Origin of the sequence: Erwinia tracheiphila (assembly GCF_021365465.1) — a bacterium.
Taxonomy (GTDB): Bacteria; Pseudomonadota; Gammaproteobacteria; order Enterobacterales; family Enterobacteriaceae; genus Erwinia; species Erwinia tracheiphila.
On the sequence record NZ_CP089932.1, the window covers coordinates 3,084,352 to 3,099,504 of the forward strand.

A 15,153-nucleotide genomic window follows, 5' to 3' on the forward strand; every position below is an offset into this window, starting at 1 on the left:
AACACTGGCGGACAAGCCAGCCCTTGACCACGCAGTCGTCCATCCGGCTGCGCTTTTGCACGAAGACCTGTCCCTGCTAACTCAACAATTGATATCGCTTTTGCCACGGGCGGCGATTAGATATTAACCAGCCCGTAACCGGACGATCAGCTTTCTGCGCCATCATCCAGCAGCACTTTTTGCCCGTTGCGCTGTTCCACAATCATTGTTTGCGGCGACGAAAGTACCACGCCTTCTTTGCGCAAACGGGTCAGAATATCGAACAACAAATCGCTCTTGGCACCCGATACCTGACGCGGGCTAGCCACATTTCCAGTCACCGACAGAACAATGCCCTCAGGGATCAGATCTTTAAAGGTCACCGATGGTTCTGGTGTCTCAAGAATACGCTCGTTCTCAATGTAAACATCCAGCAGCAGCTGGCGAACCTGCACCGGATCGATATCCAGTGGGAAGGTCAGCGTGATGGTCGCAACACCCTGCGCATTGCCCATGGTGGCATTGCGCACGTTCTGAGAGATAAATTGCGAATTCGGTACGATCACCGTCGAACGGTCACCAAGCTGGATTTCAGTGGCGCGCACGTTAATGCGCCGGATATCGCCCTCAATTCCACTGATACTGACCAGATCGCCCACCTTTACAGGCCGTTCGGTTAGCAGGATTAGACCGGAAATAAAGTTTTTTACGATTTCCTGCAGACCAAAACCGATACCCACCGACAGGGCGCTGACGATCCACGCCAGCTTGTTCCACTGTAGCCCCATAATGGATAGCGCCAGCAGAAACACCATCACATAGCCGAGGTTACTGAACAGGGTAATCAGCGACACGCGCATCCCGGCGTCCATGGTGGTTTTCGGCAGGAAATCCTGGTCCAGCCAGCGCCGGGCAGCGCGCAGTATGTAAATACCAACGATCAGGCAAAGCAGCGCGTTGAGTACGTGCGCCGGCACGATATTGAGCGTTTCAAGCCCTTTCCCGCCCCAGAACTCAATGGTTTTTTGCACCAGCTCAATGGGCGTCCCGCTACCAAAGGTGCCGTTAAGCAGCGCCATAGCCGCCACCAGCACCAGCAGCGTTTTACCGGTTGCCCCCAGCAGCGTCGCCACCTGGCCGAGATGTCGCGCATCAATATTCAGTGAACGCTGAATGCTTTTTCCCGACGCATTATTTACCGAGAACAGCGTTTCACAAGCATCGGCCACCAGCGGACTGAGGATATAAAAAGAACCCAAAACAATGCCCATCCAAATCAGCTCATAGGCCAGGAAACGGGCCAACGCCACGTAACCAATCACCAACGCCAGTAAAATCGCTATCCCGGCAAGGGTGATCGCCATCTGGATCAGCCCCACCAGCGTAGAACGGGCCTCGGGCTGTCCGCCCGCCAGAATGATTTTACGTCTGGCGCGGTTGACGCGAAAACTGATGGAAAGCGCCGTGCAGCCAATCAGCAATGCGGTAACACCACTGGCCAGTACCGTAGTGGCAACGCTGGTGTTCGCGCTCTGATTGAGGGTTTCCAGCATCTGAAAAACAAACACCAGTCCGGCGGTCAGCGGCGGAAAGGGTTTGAGCGCCAGTGCCACCGGATTCGAGATATTGGGCAGGCGCCAGGAAGGACGGCGGGTAGAAAGAAACGCCCTGCCGAGTCCGGCAATCAGTCCGCAGATAATACTCAGCCCAACCAGCTTATCGGCAAAGGTGCGCACATCATCCACCACCTCACTATGTCGGGTAAATGCAAGGTTAAGGAAATTGAACGCCAGCGCCACCGCAACCAGCGTGGTTATTGCCGTTGCGGCAGCCAGGAAGCTGCGGCGCAGTCGCCCTTCCGGCAGCAGATGGATGCCCACCCATGCCAGAAACTGCTCAAGATAACGCCGTCCCTGGCTGGCAACCAGCACCGCCAGCAATATCCAAATCACCGTCCCCAGACGCCAGTCCGGTTGCCATGAGAGCGTAGCGGTGTTAGCCAACTCGCTGAGGAAATCGCTGATTCTGGCACCATCATCACTCTCGGTGTTGAACATCGGCGCCCAGAAACGCGGACCAAAAAAACTGCCTGTATTGAGCGCAAGCTGGGTTTTTAACCCTTCACGGCGCAGGCTGACAATCTGCGCAGAGAGATTAATCGCCCCGCTCTTAATCGACTCAGCCTGCTGAACCTGGTCGTCGATCTTTGCTTTCTGGTTTTCCAGATTCTTACGCTTGCTGGTCACTTCAGCGGTTTCTTTTACGCCGCTGTCCGCTTTCGGTGCTGGTCCCAGCACACCCAGCTGTGCCTGTAACTGCGTCCGCTGAGGCGTAATCCCCTGGATCAACGTGTCGGCATCGCCAGAAAGTTCAATGGCCATATCATTCAGCGCGGACAGGCGGCCGTCATTGGTTTCGCCCGAGACCTGCTGCTTGATTTTATCCAGCACCTTTTGCATTTTCGGCAGTTCAACCGCCGCATTGACTTTTACCGGCGCTTCGCCTGCCTGCTGGCTGGCCTCATCGCTGGCAGCATGGACCATCCCCGTCAGCAGGGTGACAAAAACTAACAGACAAAGGCGAAAGAGGTTTCGTAAATCAGACATGAAAAATTCCGGATAAAAAACAGGATCGCTAAACGCGCGTCCACCTGGGTGAACGCTGCATTTATCCTGCCTGCAACGGCAGGATAAAGTTAATTACTCAATGACGTCAGCTGCACCGTCATTACTGACCATTTCCGCTGCCTTCTGCTTTTTATAGCTCAGTGCGGCAGGCGGGACCGGCGAAATCTTGCCGGTTTCCAGCCAGTTTCGCAGACGATTGGCGTCAGCAAAATGGGTATATTTCCCAAAAGCGTCCAGCACCACCAGCGCGACCGGGCGCTGATTAATCACCGTGCGCATCACCAGGCAATGACCTGCCTGATTGGTAAAGCCAGTTTTTGTCAGCTGAATATGCCAGTCAGGCCGGTACACCAGATGATTGGTGTTGCGGAATGGCAGAGTGTAGTTCGGACTTCTGAAGGTCGCCATCTGCTCATGGGTGGTACTGAGTTCACCGATCAGGGGATAGCGTTTGGTGGCAATCAGTAGCTTCGTCAGATCGCGTGCGGTGGAAACATTGAAAATTGACAGCCCGGTCGGCTCAACGTAGCGGGTACTGGTCATGCCCAATGCATGTGCTTTCGCATTCATTGCGCGAATGAACGCGTCATAGCCACCGGGATAATGATGCGCCAGACTGGCTGCAGCACGGTTTTCTGACGACATCAGCGCCAGCAACATCATATTTTTACGACTGATTTCGCTGTTCAGCCGCACTCGCGAATAAACGCCGCGCATTTCCGGCGTGTGGCTGATATCGACACTGAGCATTTCATCCATCGGCTGGTGGGCATCCAGCGCAACCATCACCGTCATCAGTTTGGTGATCGAGGCCATTGGCCGAACCAGATCCGGGTGGCTGGCATAGATCACGTTGTTATTATTCAGATCAACAATCATGGCGCTGCCAGAGGCAATCTCCGGCTGGGTGGCGAGCTGTGCCTGGCGGGGACTGGCGCTGGCCGGATGCAGGAAAACCGCGCCGGAGAAAAGGAAAGCCAGACTGAGAAACGACAAGCGAATTTTTGCAGGCATCTTAAAAAACTTAACCGGGTGGTGATTCATGTGCAGCCTTGCTGCACGCCGCCACCGCGCTGTGCAGGCTTCACGGGGCTGGCCTGCGTATCATACGCCGCATATTTAGTAGTTTCCTAAAGTTTATTCGTTTCCAGGCGTTAATGGCGTGTTGACCTGAGGAAGACAAGATCCGGTTGTGCGTCATTTCGGCAGTCAGGTACTGCAGCAGGGTCTTAGCCCCGCCGCACGCACGTTAAGCATGGCCCCACTCAAACGGACGAGCAAGATTAAACCAGCTGATAACCATAGCCCCAAAGCAACACCGTCAGGGCCAGCAGAACTTCAAGAACCAGCACTCCAATTGCCAGTGTCGAACCGGTGAAGCACAGGCTTTCCTGCTGCTCAATATTTAAAAAGGTCGGGATACCGACGTAAAGCAGGTAGCCGGTATATAACAACGCCAGTGCGCCAACCAGAACGCAGAGCCACACCAGTGGATAGAGTGCAACCAGCCCGCTGATAAACAGTGGCGTGGTAACATAACCGGCAAAGACCGTGCAGCGAGTCCGCTCAGGGCGCTGTGGAAAATCCCGTGCCATCCAGTGAATAACACGGCCCATCACCGCCCCCCCCGCCAGAATCAGCGCATAAAACAATACCGCTAACCCTTCCGCTGGCTAACGACAGCGGAAGGGTTAGCGGCGCCCCCAGATCCCAACCGATTTGCGTCGTGCCGACAAATGCACAGATCACCGGAATCAGCGCCATAAGTAAAACATGGTGCATGTAGTGATGAGATACAGTTTCATTTTCCCGCCGGATATGGCGCATCTCCTGGCCAGGATGCACCAGCAGTCCCCAGACATGATTCATATTTTCACTCCTCTGCTACGAAAGGTGGCCGCCTCATCGGCGTATCGTCTGAAGTATAAAAGGTGCCACACTGTTTGTTTTTTAATCTGCGCCGCAACACACTAATCAGTTCAATTTTCGACGAAAAAACTGCCTTCGACGCAATTTAAACACCAGTGTATAGACTCAATGTTTGCAGACTAAAAATCGCGGATGGCAGAGGACGGCCAGCAGCAAATTCAGACGCTGACAGAACCTGCAGGCTGTCAACAGCCATAAGGAGAACAGGCAAATGTATGTCAATCATCTGATGACGCAATATGGTTATCTGGCGCTGTTTATCGGCTGCCTGGCGGAGGGGGAAACCTTTACTGTACGGCGTCGCGGCACATCAGGGGCTGCTCCACTATGGCGTAGTGGTGCTGACGACCAAACCCGGCGGCATTCTGGGGGACACTGCCCTGTTTTTTTATTGGACGTTATTATGACCCGACCGTCCTGAAACGATGCCATAAACATCAGACACAAATTGCCCGCGCCAACAGGCTGATTCGCAAACGTCTGGTGCTTTTTGTTATTGGAGTGTGCTTTATATATGGCCTGCGCATTATCGGTGCCAGCAAGCTGAAGCCTCAAGAATTCCTGCTATTTAATGTCATTGGCACGACACTGTGGGCATTAATTTTTGTTTCTTTGGGTTACGCAGGGGGACAAGTGATAGCCCCCTGGCTGCACAAGCTGGAACAGCATCTGAAACCGCTGTTCTGACTGGTACTGTTGGCTGTGCTGGTCAGGTTCGTCGACGCAACCGATCCCGACTGGCTGGCCACGCTGGAAGCGATCGAAAAGCGGCTGGTGAGCGACAGTCTGGTGCGACGCTATAATATGGAGGAAACGCCCGCTGACGGACTTAATGGCGACGAAGGGGATTTCGCCGCCTGCTCGTTCTGGTACGTCGAATGTCTGGCGCGGGCGGGGCGCATTTATCAGGCCCACATTGAATTTGAAAAGCACCTACGTTATGCCAGTCCACCCGGACTTTATGCAGAAAAGTTCGATAAACAGGGTTATGCGCTTTGCAACACACCGCAGGCACTGAGCCATTTGGCTTTAATTAGCGCACCCTGTTTCCTTAATAGCAAGCTTGATGGCGACAATCCACTCTGGCAGCCCTGAAACAGGTATTTTTATTGGCGCCTGCTTTTCTTTACAGAAAATTCTGGCTAAATATGACTGTGAAGGGATAAATCACGGTTTATTCCTGCCGGATTATGACCATATAATGTGCAACTGGTTGCACCTGTCGGTACAGGTTCATTTATCCACTGATTACATGGCGCTTTACCTGAAAAATATGAAAAAGAGCATCCGCGCATTTGCCGCTTTAGCCCTGACTCTGACTCTGACTGCTTACAGCCAGTCGGCCTCAGCCATTGTTTACTCTCTGCCTGCGGCCAACAGTCGTCTTATCGGTGAGAATATTGAAGTCACCCTGCCCCAGGACAACAAGCTGCCGCTTGAGGCTTTTGCTGCCCAGTACCAAATGGGCCTGAGCAACATACTGGAAGCCAACCCAGGTGTGGACGTCTACCTGCCCAAAGGAGGATCTAAGCTGATCATCCCTCAGCAACTTCTTCTGCCTGACGCCCCGCGTGAAGGCATCGTGATCAACAGCGCGGAAATGCGCCTTTACTACTACCCTAAAGGCACCAAAACTGTGGTGGTGCTGCCCATTGGCGTTGGCGAACTGGGTAAGGACACGCCGATCAACTGGACGACCAAGGTTGAACGTAAAAAAGACGGCCCAACCTGGACGCCAACCAAGAAGATGCATGAAGATTCGGTTGCAGCGAGTTCACCGCTGCCAGCCTACTTCCCTCCAGGCCCGGATAACCCAATGGGCCTGTACGCCCTTTATATTGGACGCCTGTATGCCATTCATGGCACCAACGCTAACTTTGGTATCGGCCTGCGCGTCAGCCACGGCTGCGTGCGTCTGCGGGCCGATGATATTAAATGGCTGTTTGACAATGTTCCTGTGGGTACCCGGGTGCAGTTTATCGATCAGCCGATTAAGGCGTCCGTCGAGCCGGATGGCTCACGGTTGGTTGAAGTGCATAACCCGCTTTCCCAGACCCAGGAGCAGTTCAACTCCCGCGAGCCAGTTCCACTGAGCATCACGCCAGCGGTCAATAAAGTGGTGAGCGATGCCAGCGTTGACAGCAATGCACTGGAAAGTGCGCTGAAAACCCGCAGTGGTATGCCGGTTAAACTGAATACCGGTGCCGATAACAGCTTTGCAAAGCCGGTCGCCGCACCACAACAGTCGCAAGAGGCACAGCCAAATGAAGCGCCGATGACCTCAGTGACAGATCAGGAAGCAAACACCTCTGTTCCTGCCGGGAATGTGCCCGCTAACAGCGAGGTGCCGCAGAGCGGCGAAACGCCACCCGCGGCCTCATCCGACAACGGTTTCGTGGTGCCGAGCCAGCCCGGTCCCGTTTATGAAAACAAAGCCACATCCGATAGCACGGCCACTCAGCCTTAAACAGGCAGTGATAGCTATTGGCTCTGACGGGCCAGCGGTTATTGCCAGATGAAACGCCCGGCGCGGCTATCTCGCCTGAAATAGTCGCTTTTCTTTTAGACTGTACTTACTGTCGAATCGTCGTTGTGATTAGCGGGAGCAAAACGCAAAGAGTCGTCGCCCATCAAATGACTGGCGGGCCAGCACCTGGATTTATTTCAAGTCAGCTCTGATCCATGTCTTTTCAAAGGGCGTGGTGCTTCACCCGGACCTGCTGCAGGGATTTTGCTTATCCATCCGCCTGCAAAAAAAGGAAGAAGCTGATGCCTGCAAAATATGCCGGTCCTGAGCAGTAGTGAATCTGCCAGTCTAAAATGATTGGTATTCCGCCGTGCAATAGCAAAGCATTGGTTGACTCACTTCTTCAACGGTCTCTTTTTCAAAAAAGTTGTCGAAACCATTTCACGATCATCAACATCTCTCATTCCCGCTCGTATGATCGAAAGGCCATGAAAAACATTCAATATTGGTGAGGGTGAAACAGACAGATGAGGTCCGGTACAGGCGTTAAAAACCGACGGATGAGAAAATGCTCAGTCGGGGCGCAAGTCAGGATGTTGAATATTTCTCATCATCCATTATTTTTATCGCTCTTTTCATCCCTGCTTCTTCACGCCACCACGAGCTGACTGCGACAGCGTATACGAAATAAATAACGTTCACGCGCCAGAATAGAAAACAATAAATTCAGATAAATAAATCGAAACGACGCGCTAAAACCAGAAAGACAGGCGCTCAGTTCATATCAGACATTCGGCATTTAACGCCACGGATTGCACGGCAAGCCACCCGGTAGCCTGCGCGTCAGCATCAGTACGATGCAGATGAACAGGTCAATCATGAAGATGGCTCATGTTCAATGAAATTAAATCACTTTTACTCATACCACAGCTCAGGCATAAAATATGCGTTACCGCTAACATAATGACTAATTGGATAATAAAGCCCGTCACGAGAATCAGAAGATTCTGAATGCAGGCAATAAGTCAGTTTTTATATCAGAAATCAGGATGCCAGATTGCGATGAACAACCCGTTTAGCTTTTCCATTAAGAGCATTTCTTTCGACGAGAATTACAACCCTTCGAAAAATACGCGCATTACCACCAACTTTGCTAATCTGGCCAGAGGAGAGAAACGTCAGGAGAACCTGCGTAACGCCCTGAGAATGATTGACAATCGTTTTAACGCGCTGGCACAGTGGGATAATCCAAAAAGTGACCGTTACGCTGTTGAGGTTGACATCATTTCCGTGCAGCTGAATATTGGCGTTAATGGCAACAGCGACAGCTTCCCGGTAATCGAAATATTGCAGACCAACATTGTTGATAAAAAAACCGGGCAACGCGCACAGGGTATTTTAGGCAATAACTTCTCCTCCTGGGTGAGGGATTATGACTTTAGCGTATTACTGTCAGAATATAATAAAGATAAGAACGAATTCGGTACGCCAGTTAATTTTGGTGATTTGCACGGCAATATATTTAAGCGTTTCCTCAATTCAGATGCTTACAAAGAGCATTTCAGTAAGCCCCCGGTTATTTGCCTGAGTGTTTCAATTAAAAACACCTATTACCGCACCAGCAACGTGCATCCGGTTCTGGGCGTCGAATATCAGCAGGATGAATCATCTCTGACCGATAAATACTTTGCCAAAATGGGCTTAAAAGTTCGCTTCTTTATGCCACCCAACAGCGTTGCACCTTTGGCTTTTTATTTTCCCGGTGATTTACTCGGTGACTACACCAATCTTGAACTAATTGGCACCATCAGTACGATGGAAACATTCCAGAAGATTTATCGCCCTGAAATTTACAATGCCAATTCTGCCGCAGGGCAACAGTATCAGCCCAACCTGCAGTACCAGGATTACTCATTAACCCGCATCGTCTACGATCGTGTTGAACGTAGCCAGTTGGCTGTTGAGCAGGGAAAATTTACTGAAGAACACTTTATCAAACCCTACCAAACCGAACTTGAACAATGGGCCGCGGGTTCCGCTGATTGATTGATTAAAAATATAAGGTCACCTGTATGAAAAAGTTGTTACCCACGTCGACTGCTGGCAGCTTACCGAAACCTTCCTGGCTTGCACAGCCAGAAACGCTCTGGTCTCCCTGGAAACTGCAGGACCAGGAGTTGATTGATGGTAAAAAAGACGCCCTACGTCTGTGCCTTGAAGATCAGCTGCAATCCGGCATTGATATTGTCAGTGACGGTGAACAAACGCGACAGCATTTCGTCACCACGTTCATTGAACACCTCAGCGGCGTGGATTTTGAAAAACGCAAAATCGTTAAAATTCGCAATCGTTATGACGCCAGTGTGCCCACCGTGGTCGGTGAAGTGTCTCGTCAAAAGCCGGTGTTTGTTGAAGATGCCAAATTTTTACGCCGACAAACTCAGCAGCCTATTAAATGGGCGCTGCCGGGTCCCATGACGATGATTGATACGCTTTATGACAGCCATTATAAAAGCCGGGAAAAGCTGGCCTGGGAATTTGCAAAAATTCTTAATCAGGAAGCAAAAGAATTAGAGGCGGCTGGCGTTGATATTATCCAGTTTGATGAACCCGCATTTAATGTCTTTTTTGATGAGGTCAATGACTGGGGAATCGCCGCGTTAGAAAAAGCCATTGAAGGGCTGAAATGCGAAACAGCAGTGCATATCTGCTACGGTTACGGCATTAAGGCCAACACCGACTGGAAAAAAACCCTCGGCTCAGAGTGGCGTCAGTACGAAGAGATTTTCCCTAAGCTGCAAAAATCCAATATCGATATTATTTCGCTGGAATGTCAAAACTCGCGTGTGCCAATGGATCTGATTGAACTGATTCGCGGTAAAAAAGTGATGGTGGGTGCAATTGACGTGGCGACCAGTACGATTGAAACCCCGGAGCAAGTGGCCGATACGCTACGTAAAGCACTGCAGTTTGTCGATGCCGACAAACTCTATCCAAGCACCAACTGCGGTATGATACCGCTAACTCGTCAGGTAGCAAAAGGTAAGCTCAGTGCCCTGAGTGCAGGCGCAGATATCGTCCGCAACGAGCTGCTGGCGAAATAACCCGATCTAAAGGCATATCCGTTGCCCAAACTCAGTCCGCGTTGTATGCAGGCGACATTCAGCCTGAACAGATACCGGACTGAGTCCCTTGCTGGTTTAACTCACGCACAATCGCCAGGATAAACGACAGCTCTCCGCTTTACCAATCCTGCTTTTAAAAAGTCCGGTGCATTTCACGGCTATCCCGGGCGTTATCTTGCCAACGGGCTAAAATTTTGACCACCGCATTTTCTGGATAAAGCAAATGAGAATCAACTCCGGCCACGCTGCCAGTAAACACTACAGAAATCGAACAATATGGCGTAACTGGATAAGATTCGCCAAAAAACCTGAGCATATTGATATTGCAGGAAGAGAAGATTTGAGGCGCATGTTGCAGTAAAAGCGGGCGCACCTGTCGGTACGCCGCGCATATCGCCCGTATCACCCGCTACACGCGAAATGTATTAACCGTTTCACGCAGCGCGTTGGCCTGTTCAGAAAGCGAGTGCAATGCAGAGGAAGATTCTTCAACCAGCGCGGCATTATTTTGCGTTACACCATCCATCTGAGTTACCGCAATACTGACCTGTGAAATGCCCTGCATTTGTTCAGCAGACGCCAGCGAAATATTATCCATCGCCTCGGCCAGCTCACCGACCATACCCACAATATTCAGGATGCTCTGGCCTGTACCAGCCGCAACCGCCACACCGCTTTCAACCTGGCTAACGGCCTGTTCAATCAATTGTTTGATATCTCTGGCTGCCGTAGCACTGCGTTGTGCCAGCGTCCTGACTTCCCCCGCGACAACAGCAAAGCCACGACCCTGTTCCCCGGCACGCGCCGCTTCAACCGCCGCGTTGAGTGCCAGAATATTGGTTTGAAAGGCGATACCTTCAATCACTGAGGTAATATCCCGGACTTTCACAGCGCTCAGTGAAATAGCATTCATTGTCTCAGACATATGCTGCATATCACGCTCTCCGGTACGCGCCAGTATCGCAGCCTGACGGGCAGACTCAGCGGTTTGCTGTGCGCTGGCCGTATTGTTTTTTACCGTGGCGGTAAGCTGTTCCATACTGGCGGCGGTTTCCTGCAACGCGGCGGCCTGCTGCTCGGTGCGCGAGGAAAGTTCAGTGTTACCCTGCGAAATATCCCCGGCGGCCAACGCCACGGAAGCGGAAGATTCCTTAATCTGCGACACCAGACCACGCAAATTACTTTGCATGCTGTCCAGTGATGCCAGCAGACTGTCGGTATCATGATGACGCAGTGTAATCTGGGTGGTCAGATCGCCTGCGGCAATGGTGGCAGCCAGCATCTGTGCCTGCGAAGGTTCCCCGCCAAGCTGTCCCTTAATCCGGTGGTTTATCAGCCAGCTCATCACACAGCCCAGCATAACAAACACGGCCGTCAGGGCAATCAGCGTCAGATAAACGCCGGACAAGGCCTGAGTCGATGTCTGAGCCGTTTTCAATGTCACCTGCGCCTGATAGGCAACCATGCCATCTACGGCCGTACGATAAAGGGAAAGTGCGGGCAATAGCCCGCTGCTCACTTTATCCGCTGCCGCCGCGCCATTTTGCTGAAAGACGGCCTGCGCCGCCGTATTAAAAGGAGGGGAAGCCGTTTCTATCTTGTTAAGCAGGCCAGAAGCCTCTTCAACTTCGGCAAGATTAATACCAGGAATACTTTTAGCGCCATTCACCAACATACGAAAACGTGCGGTGGTGTCATCACTGTTTTTCTGTAGTGAAAAAAACTGTGCCCGCAGATCGCCCAGCGCCGATGGCTGCATAGCGCCAGGCAATTCGAGTAGTAAAGCCGTTTGCTGATTTATATTGTCTTTCAGGGTTTGCAACACTTGTAAATCAGACAGCCGGGCATGCGTTAAATCCTGTTGTTCGCTGACAGAATTGAGCTTGAATCCGGCAAATGCCGTCATAAAAACGCCCATAAGAATGACACAAAGAAATGCCATCATTAACATGATGCTGAGTTTCATTTTTCCGTGAATAAACATATTTTCACCTTCCGTTTCAGTCCAGGAGTACTTGCGGGAATTGCGCACCACATCACCCGCTGGCAACTGATCTTATATCGGCATTCGCACGATAAATTTCAGGAATAAATCGTGACTTTGTGTCTCCGTACGCCTGAATTCGGTATGAAATATTATAAGATTGCGATATATCAACCGGTTAAAAAAGCTGTGATGCAACAGGAAATATTTAATACGCCCTTTTATCAGCATCCTGTCGATAAGGGTTACTTTATGGATGCCCTGCACGGTTCCGGCTATATCTCTGGATTGCCCACCCGCCATGCGCATTGGCCGTGAAGGCTGGTGAATGCACACACCCAGCGGCTCTGTTCCCCGTCGTTACAGTTACTATCCGCTGATAGCGAAAAATGAATGGACTCAGCCCGTATTTATTGGCTGCCCTGCGGTGCGTCTGTTAGCAGTGACGAAATAGCAACTGCTGCCGCTGTTCTGTATATGGTACAGAGGGGAGCATGCTATACACGTCTGAAACTTCAGACGCCTGTTTTTGGCATGCTCGCGTCAGAAGTCAGAAATTATTATCTCAGCACTAACATTTTTGAGAGCCAGATGTTACCCCACAGGCCATGCGCCGGCCATGCTGATTTCTTTTCAGGCAGCCACTGGCCTTAACAGTGCGCAGCAGAATAAGCGCCCTCCGCGAAAAAGGCGTTAGTTGCTGCCACCGAACTGGCGTCGCAGAATAATCATAAATGCCACAAATACCACCATCGCGGCGGCAAGGTAGATGACATCCACACCCTGCCAGCCCATCAGCAAACCGACCAGAGGACCGGTAATCCCCAGGCCGAAATCAAGAAAGGCGGAATAGAGCCCCAACGCCGCCCCCTGATTCTGCGGCGCGACCTGGCGGATCACCTCGACTCCCAGCGCCGGAAACACCAGAGAAAACCCCGCCCCGGTGAAAAACGCGCCGATATCCACCAGCAGCGGCGAGGCACCGAGCCAGATCACCAGCAGTCCGACGCTTTCAACAGCAAAGCAAAACAGCGACACGCGGATGCCACCAAAACGCCCAATAGCATTGCTGAACACCAGCCGTATCGCCACAAACCCCAGGCTGAACAGCATCAGCGAAAAAGCGGCACCCTGCCAGTTATGACTGGAAAAATAGAGAGTGATAAAGGTGACGATAGTGCCAAAGCCAACGCTTCCCAGCCCCAGGCACAGCCCGAAGAGCCAGATACGCGAAAACACTTTGTGAAAAGGAATACGCTGTCCCACTGTCACGACTACCGCCGGGCGACGGGTCGCCAGCCAAAAGCCGTATACCGCTATCAGCACGATAAGAACGGCAAATCCGGATATGCCAAAGGCGCTGTTAAGCAGCACCCCCAGCGGTGCGCCCAGCGCCATCGCAAGATAGGTCGCCACCCCGTTCCAGGAAATCACCCGTGCGCTTTGCACCACACCGGCAATATGAATACCCCAAAGCGTGGAGCCGGTCGCAGTAAAACTTTCTCCAACACCGAGCACCACTCTGCCCGCCGCCAGCAGGATCAGACTGGTTAACGGGCTGTTGACAGGCAGCACAGCCAGTACGGTGAATAACCCACTGGCCCCACACAATAACAAGCCAACCAGCACCACTTTCTTCGGGCCAAGCAGATCGGCATAGCGCCCGGCCAGGGGCCGACTGATCAGGGTGGCAAAATATTGCAGGCTGATAATCAGTCCGGCGATAAACGAGCTGTAGCCCAGCTGATGATGGGCATAACCTGGCAGGACCGCCAGCGGCAGGCCAATCGACAGGTAACAAAAAAAGGTGAGCACCACCACAGAGATAATGCGCTTATTAAGCTGTGCCCCGGACAAGGGAAAGTCAGAAGACATGTCTGAACCAGATAATAAATGAGAAGTGGCCGACATCATACGCCTGGTCGCTTCTGAGATCGCGTAAACATCGCTAAAAAATACCTCAGCAGGGGGCTGAAAGGTAGCAGAATGTGCACCAAGGCAGGATTGCACGCTGTCCTCTGAGAATCCCGTAATAGATTACGGGAGACCGCTAACATGGACAGGTAACTGAGATTATCCCTGTACCGATTGTTCAATAAATGCCGCAATGTCAGAAGAGGTTTTCATCGCGCGGATATGGCCAAACAGACAGTCGGCTTCGCTATAATTTTTGCGTAAATAGCCCAGCCACTGCTTAATCCTCGCGACGTGATAAAACCCGGTATCCCCCTGTTTTTCCAGATTAATATAGCGGTGCAACAGCTTAAGCACCTCTGCCCACGGCATTGGCGGCGCGTTATTTTTGATCATATGGCTCAGGTTAGGGATACACAGTGCGCCCCTGCCGATCATCACCGCATCACAGCCGGTCATTTGCATACAGGCTTCGGCACTCTGCCGATCCCAGATCTCACCGTTAGCGATAACCGGAATGTTAAGACGCCGACGAATCTCACCAATGGCTGCCCAGTTTATCCGCTCGGCTTTGTAGCCATCCTCTTTGGTACGTCCGTGAACCACCAGCTCAGTAGCACCAGCTTGCGCCACCGCATCAGCGATTTCAAACTGCCAATCGCCGGATTCCCATCCCAAGCGAACTTTCACCGTGACCGGCAGGTGTGGTGGCACAGCGACACGCATGGCGCTGGCTGCCCGGAAAATCAGTTCGGGATCTTTCAGCAACGTGGCCCCACCGCCGCTACCGTTGACAGTCTTTGACGGACAACCACAGTTGAGATCCACTCCCCAGGAACCCAGCGCCACCGCTCGTGCAGCATTTTCCGCCAGAAATGCCGGGTGCTGACCCAACAGCTGAATGCGCACCAGCGTGCCGGACGGGGTACGGCTGGCGTGATGAAGTTCAGGACAGAGTCGGTAAAAGGATTTGACCGGCAACAGTTGGTCGACCACCCGCAGAAATTCCGTAATGCAAAGGTCGTAATCGTTAACGTCAGTGAGCAGCTCGCGCACCAGCGAGTCCAGTACGCCCTCCATCGGGGCCAGTAAAACGCGCATGTTGCAACCCGTTGATCGCATTAAAAG

At 52.0% G+C, this 15,153-nt stretch carries 10 protein-coding genes and 3 pseudogenes; 6 read left to right on the top strand and 7 right to left on the bottom strand.

The features are described 5' to 3' along the window. Nucleotides 1-146: 146 nt before the first annotated feature. The 3 genes and pseudogenes from LU633_RS16205 to LU633_RS16215 all read right to left on the bottom strand — a co-directional run bounded on the left by LU633_RS16205 (nt 147) and on the right by LU633_RS16215 (nt 4,475). A complete protein-coding gene (locus LU633_RS16205; protein ID WP_016189765.1) occupies nt 147-2,585 on the bottom strand; it encodes a DUF3772 domain-containing protein in 2,439 nt (812 codons plus the stop codon). Nucleotides 2,586-2,678: 93 nt separating this feature from the next. After that, a complete protein-coding gene (pbpG, locus tag LU633_RS16210; protein ID WP_016189766.1) occupies nt 2,679-3,620 on the bottom strand; it encodes a D-alanyl-D-alanine endopeptidase in 942 nt (313 codons plus the stop codon). 269 nt (nt 3,621-3,889) lie between these two features. Continuing rightward, nucleotides 3,890-4,475: pseudogene (locus tag LU633_RS16215) on the bottom strand (Yip1 family protein). A gap of 271 nt (nt 4,476-4,746) precedes the next feature. Here LU633_RS16215 and LU633_RS16220 point away from each other — a divergent pair. From LU633_RS16220 to LU633_RS16240, 5 genes and pseudogenes are all read left to right on the top strand, one after another. Beyond that, a pseudogene (locus LU633_RS16220) lies at nt 4,747-5,219 on the top strand (DedA family protein); the annotation flags it as partial. 6 nt (nt 5,220-5,225) lie between these two features. Further along, a pseudogene (locus LU633_RS16225) lies at nt 5,226-5,630 on the top strand (glycoside hydrolase family 15 protein); the annotation flags it as partial. Between the two features lie 178 nt (nt 5,631-5,808). Continuing rightward, nucleotides 5,809-7,002, top strand: coding sequence for a L,D-transpeptidase family protein (locus LU633_RS16230; protein WP_046372256.1), 1,194 nt, complete (start codon nt 5,809-5,811; stop codon nt 7,000-7,002). A 1,062-nt stretch (nt 7,003-8,064) separates the two neighbouring features. Then, on the top strand, nt 8,065-9,048 hold the full coding sequence (locus LU633_RS16235; RefSeq protein ID WP_016189771.1) for a DUF1852 domain-containing protein: 984 nt from the start codon (nt 8,065-8,067) through the stop codon (nt 9,046-9,048). A gap of 26 nt (nt 9,049-9,074) precedes the next feature. Beyond that, nucleotides 9,075-10,106, top strand: a complete 1,032-nt coding sequence (locus tag LU633_RS16240; protein WP_016189772.1) for a methionine synthase — start codon at nt 9,075-9,077, stop codon at nt 10,104-10,106. 154 nt (nt 10,107-10,260) lie between these two features. On the opposite strand, the gene LU633_RS16245 is transcribed toward LU633_RS16240, so the two are convergent. Next, on the bottom strand, nt 10,261-10,500 hold the full coding sequence (locus tag LU633_RS16245) for a hypothetical protein (RefSeq protein WP_016189773.1): 240 nt from the start codon (nt 10,498-10,500) through the stop codon (nt 10,261-10,263). A gap of 36 nt (nt 10,501-10,536) precedes the next feature. Then, nucleotides 10,537-12,111, bottom strand: coding sequence for a methyl-accepting chemotaxis protein (locus LU633_RS16250; RefSeq protein WP_040465381.1), 1,575 nt, complete (start codon nt 12,109-12,111; stop codon nt 10,537-10,539). A gap of 111 nt (nt 12,112-12,222) precedes the next feature. Here LU633_RS16250 and LU633_RS16255 point away from each other — a divergent pair, with 111 nt between their 5' ends. After that, entirely contained in the window at nt 12,223-12,429 is a 207-nt protein-coding gene (locus tag LU633_RS16255; protein ID WP_016189775.1) for a hypothetical protein, read from the top strand. A 375-nt stretch (nt 12,430-12,804) separates the two neighbouring features. Here LU633_RS16255 and LU633_RS16260 read toward each other — a convergent pair whose 3' ends face one another. Together LU633_RS16260 and dusC are read right to left on the bottom strand one after the other, a co-directional pair. Continuing rightward, nucleotides 12,805-13,986, bottom strand: coding sequence for an MFS transporter (locus LU633_RS16260; protein WP_040465382.1), 1,182 nt, complete (start codon nt 13,984-13,986; stop codon nt 12,805-12,807). Between the two features lie 198 nt (nt 13,987-14,184). Next, nucleotides 14,185-15,126: a tRNA dihydrouridine(16) synthase DusC gene (gene dusC / locus LU633_RS16265; protein WP_016189777.1), complete on the bottom strand. Its 942-nt coding sequence runs from the start codon at nt 15,124-15,126 to the stop codon at nt 14,185-14,187. Nucleotides 15,127-15,153 lie beyond the last annotated feature (27 nt).

Excerpts from the sequence above, each read along its gene's own strand:
- LU633_RS16205 (WP_016189765.1), bottom strand. The coding sequence starts at position 2,585 with ATGTCTGATTTACGAAACCTCTTTCGCCTTTGTCTGTTAGTTTTTGTC.
- pbpG (WP_016189766.1), bottom strand. The coding sequence starts at position 3,620 with ATGCCTGCAAAAATTCGCTTGTCGTTTCTCAGTCTGGCTTTCCTTTTC.
- LU633_RS16230 (WP_046372256.1), top strand. The coding sequence starts at position 5,809 with ATGAAAAAGAGCATCCGCGCATTTGCCGCTTTAGCCCTGACTCTGACT.
- LU633_RS16235 (WP_016189771.1), top strand. The coding sequence starts at position 8,065 with ATGAACAACCCGTTTAGCTTTTCCATTAAGAGCATTTCTTTCGACGAG.
- LU633_RS16240 (WP_016189772.1), top strand. The coding sequence starts at position 9,075 with ATGAAAAAGTTGTTACCCACGTCGACTGCTGGCAGCTTACCGAAACCT.
- LU633_RS16250 (WP_040465381.1), bottom strand. The coding sequence starts at position 12,111 with ATGTTTATTCACGGAAAAATGAAACTCAGCATCATGTTAATGATGGCA.
- LU633_RS16260 (WP_040465382.1), bottom strand. The coding sequence starts at position 13,986 with ATGTCTTCTGACTTTCCCTTGTCCGGGGCACAGCTTAATAAGCGCATT.
- dusC (WP_016189777.1), bottom strand. The coding sequence starts at position 15,126 with ATGCGCGTTTTACTGGCCCCGATGGAGGGCGTACTGGACTCGCTGGTG.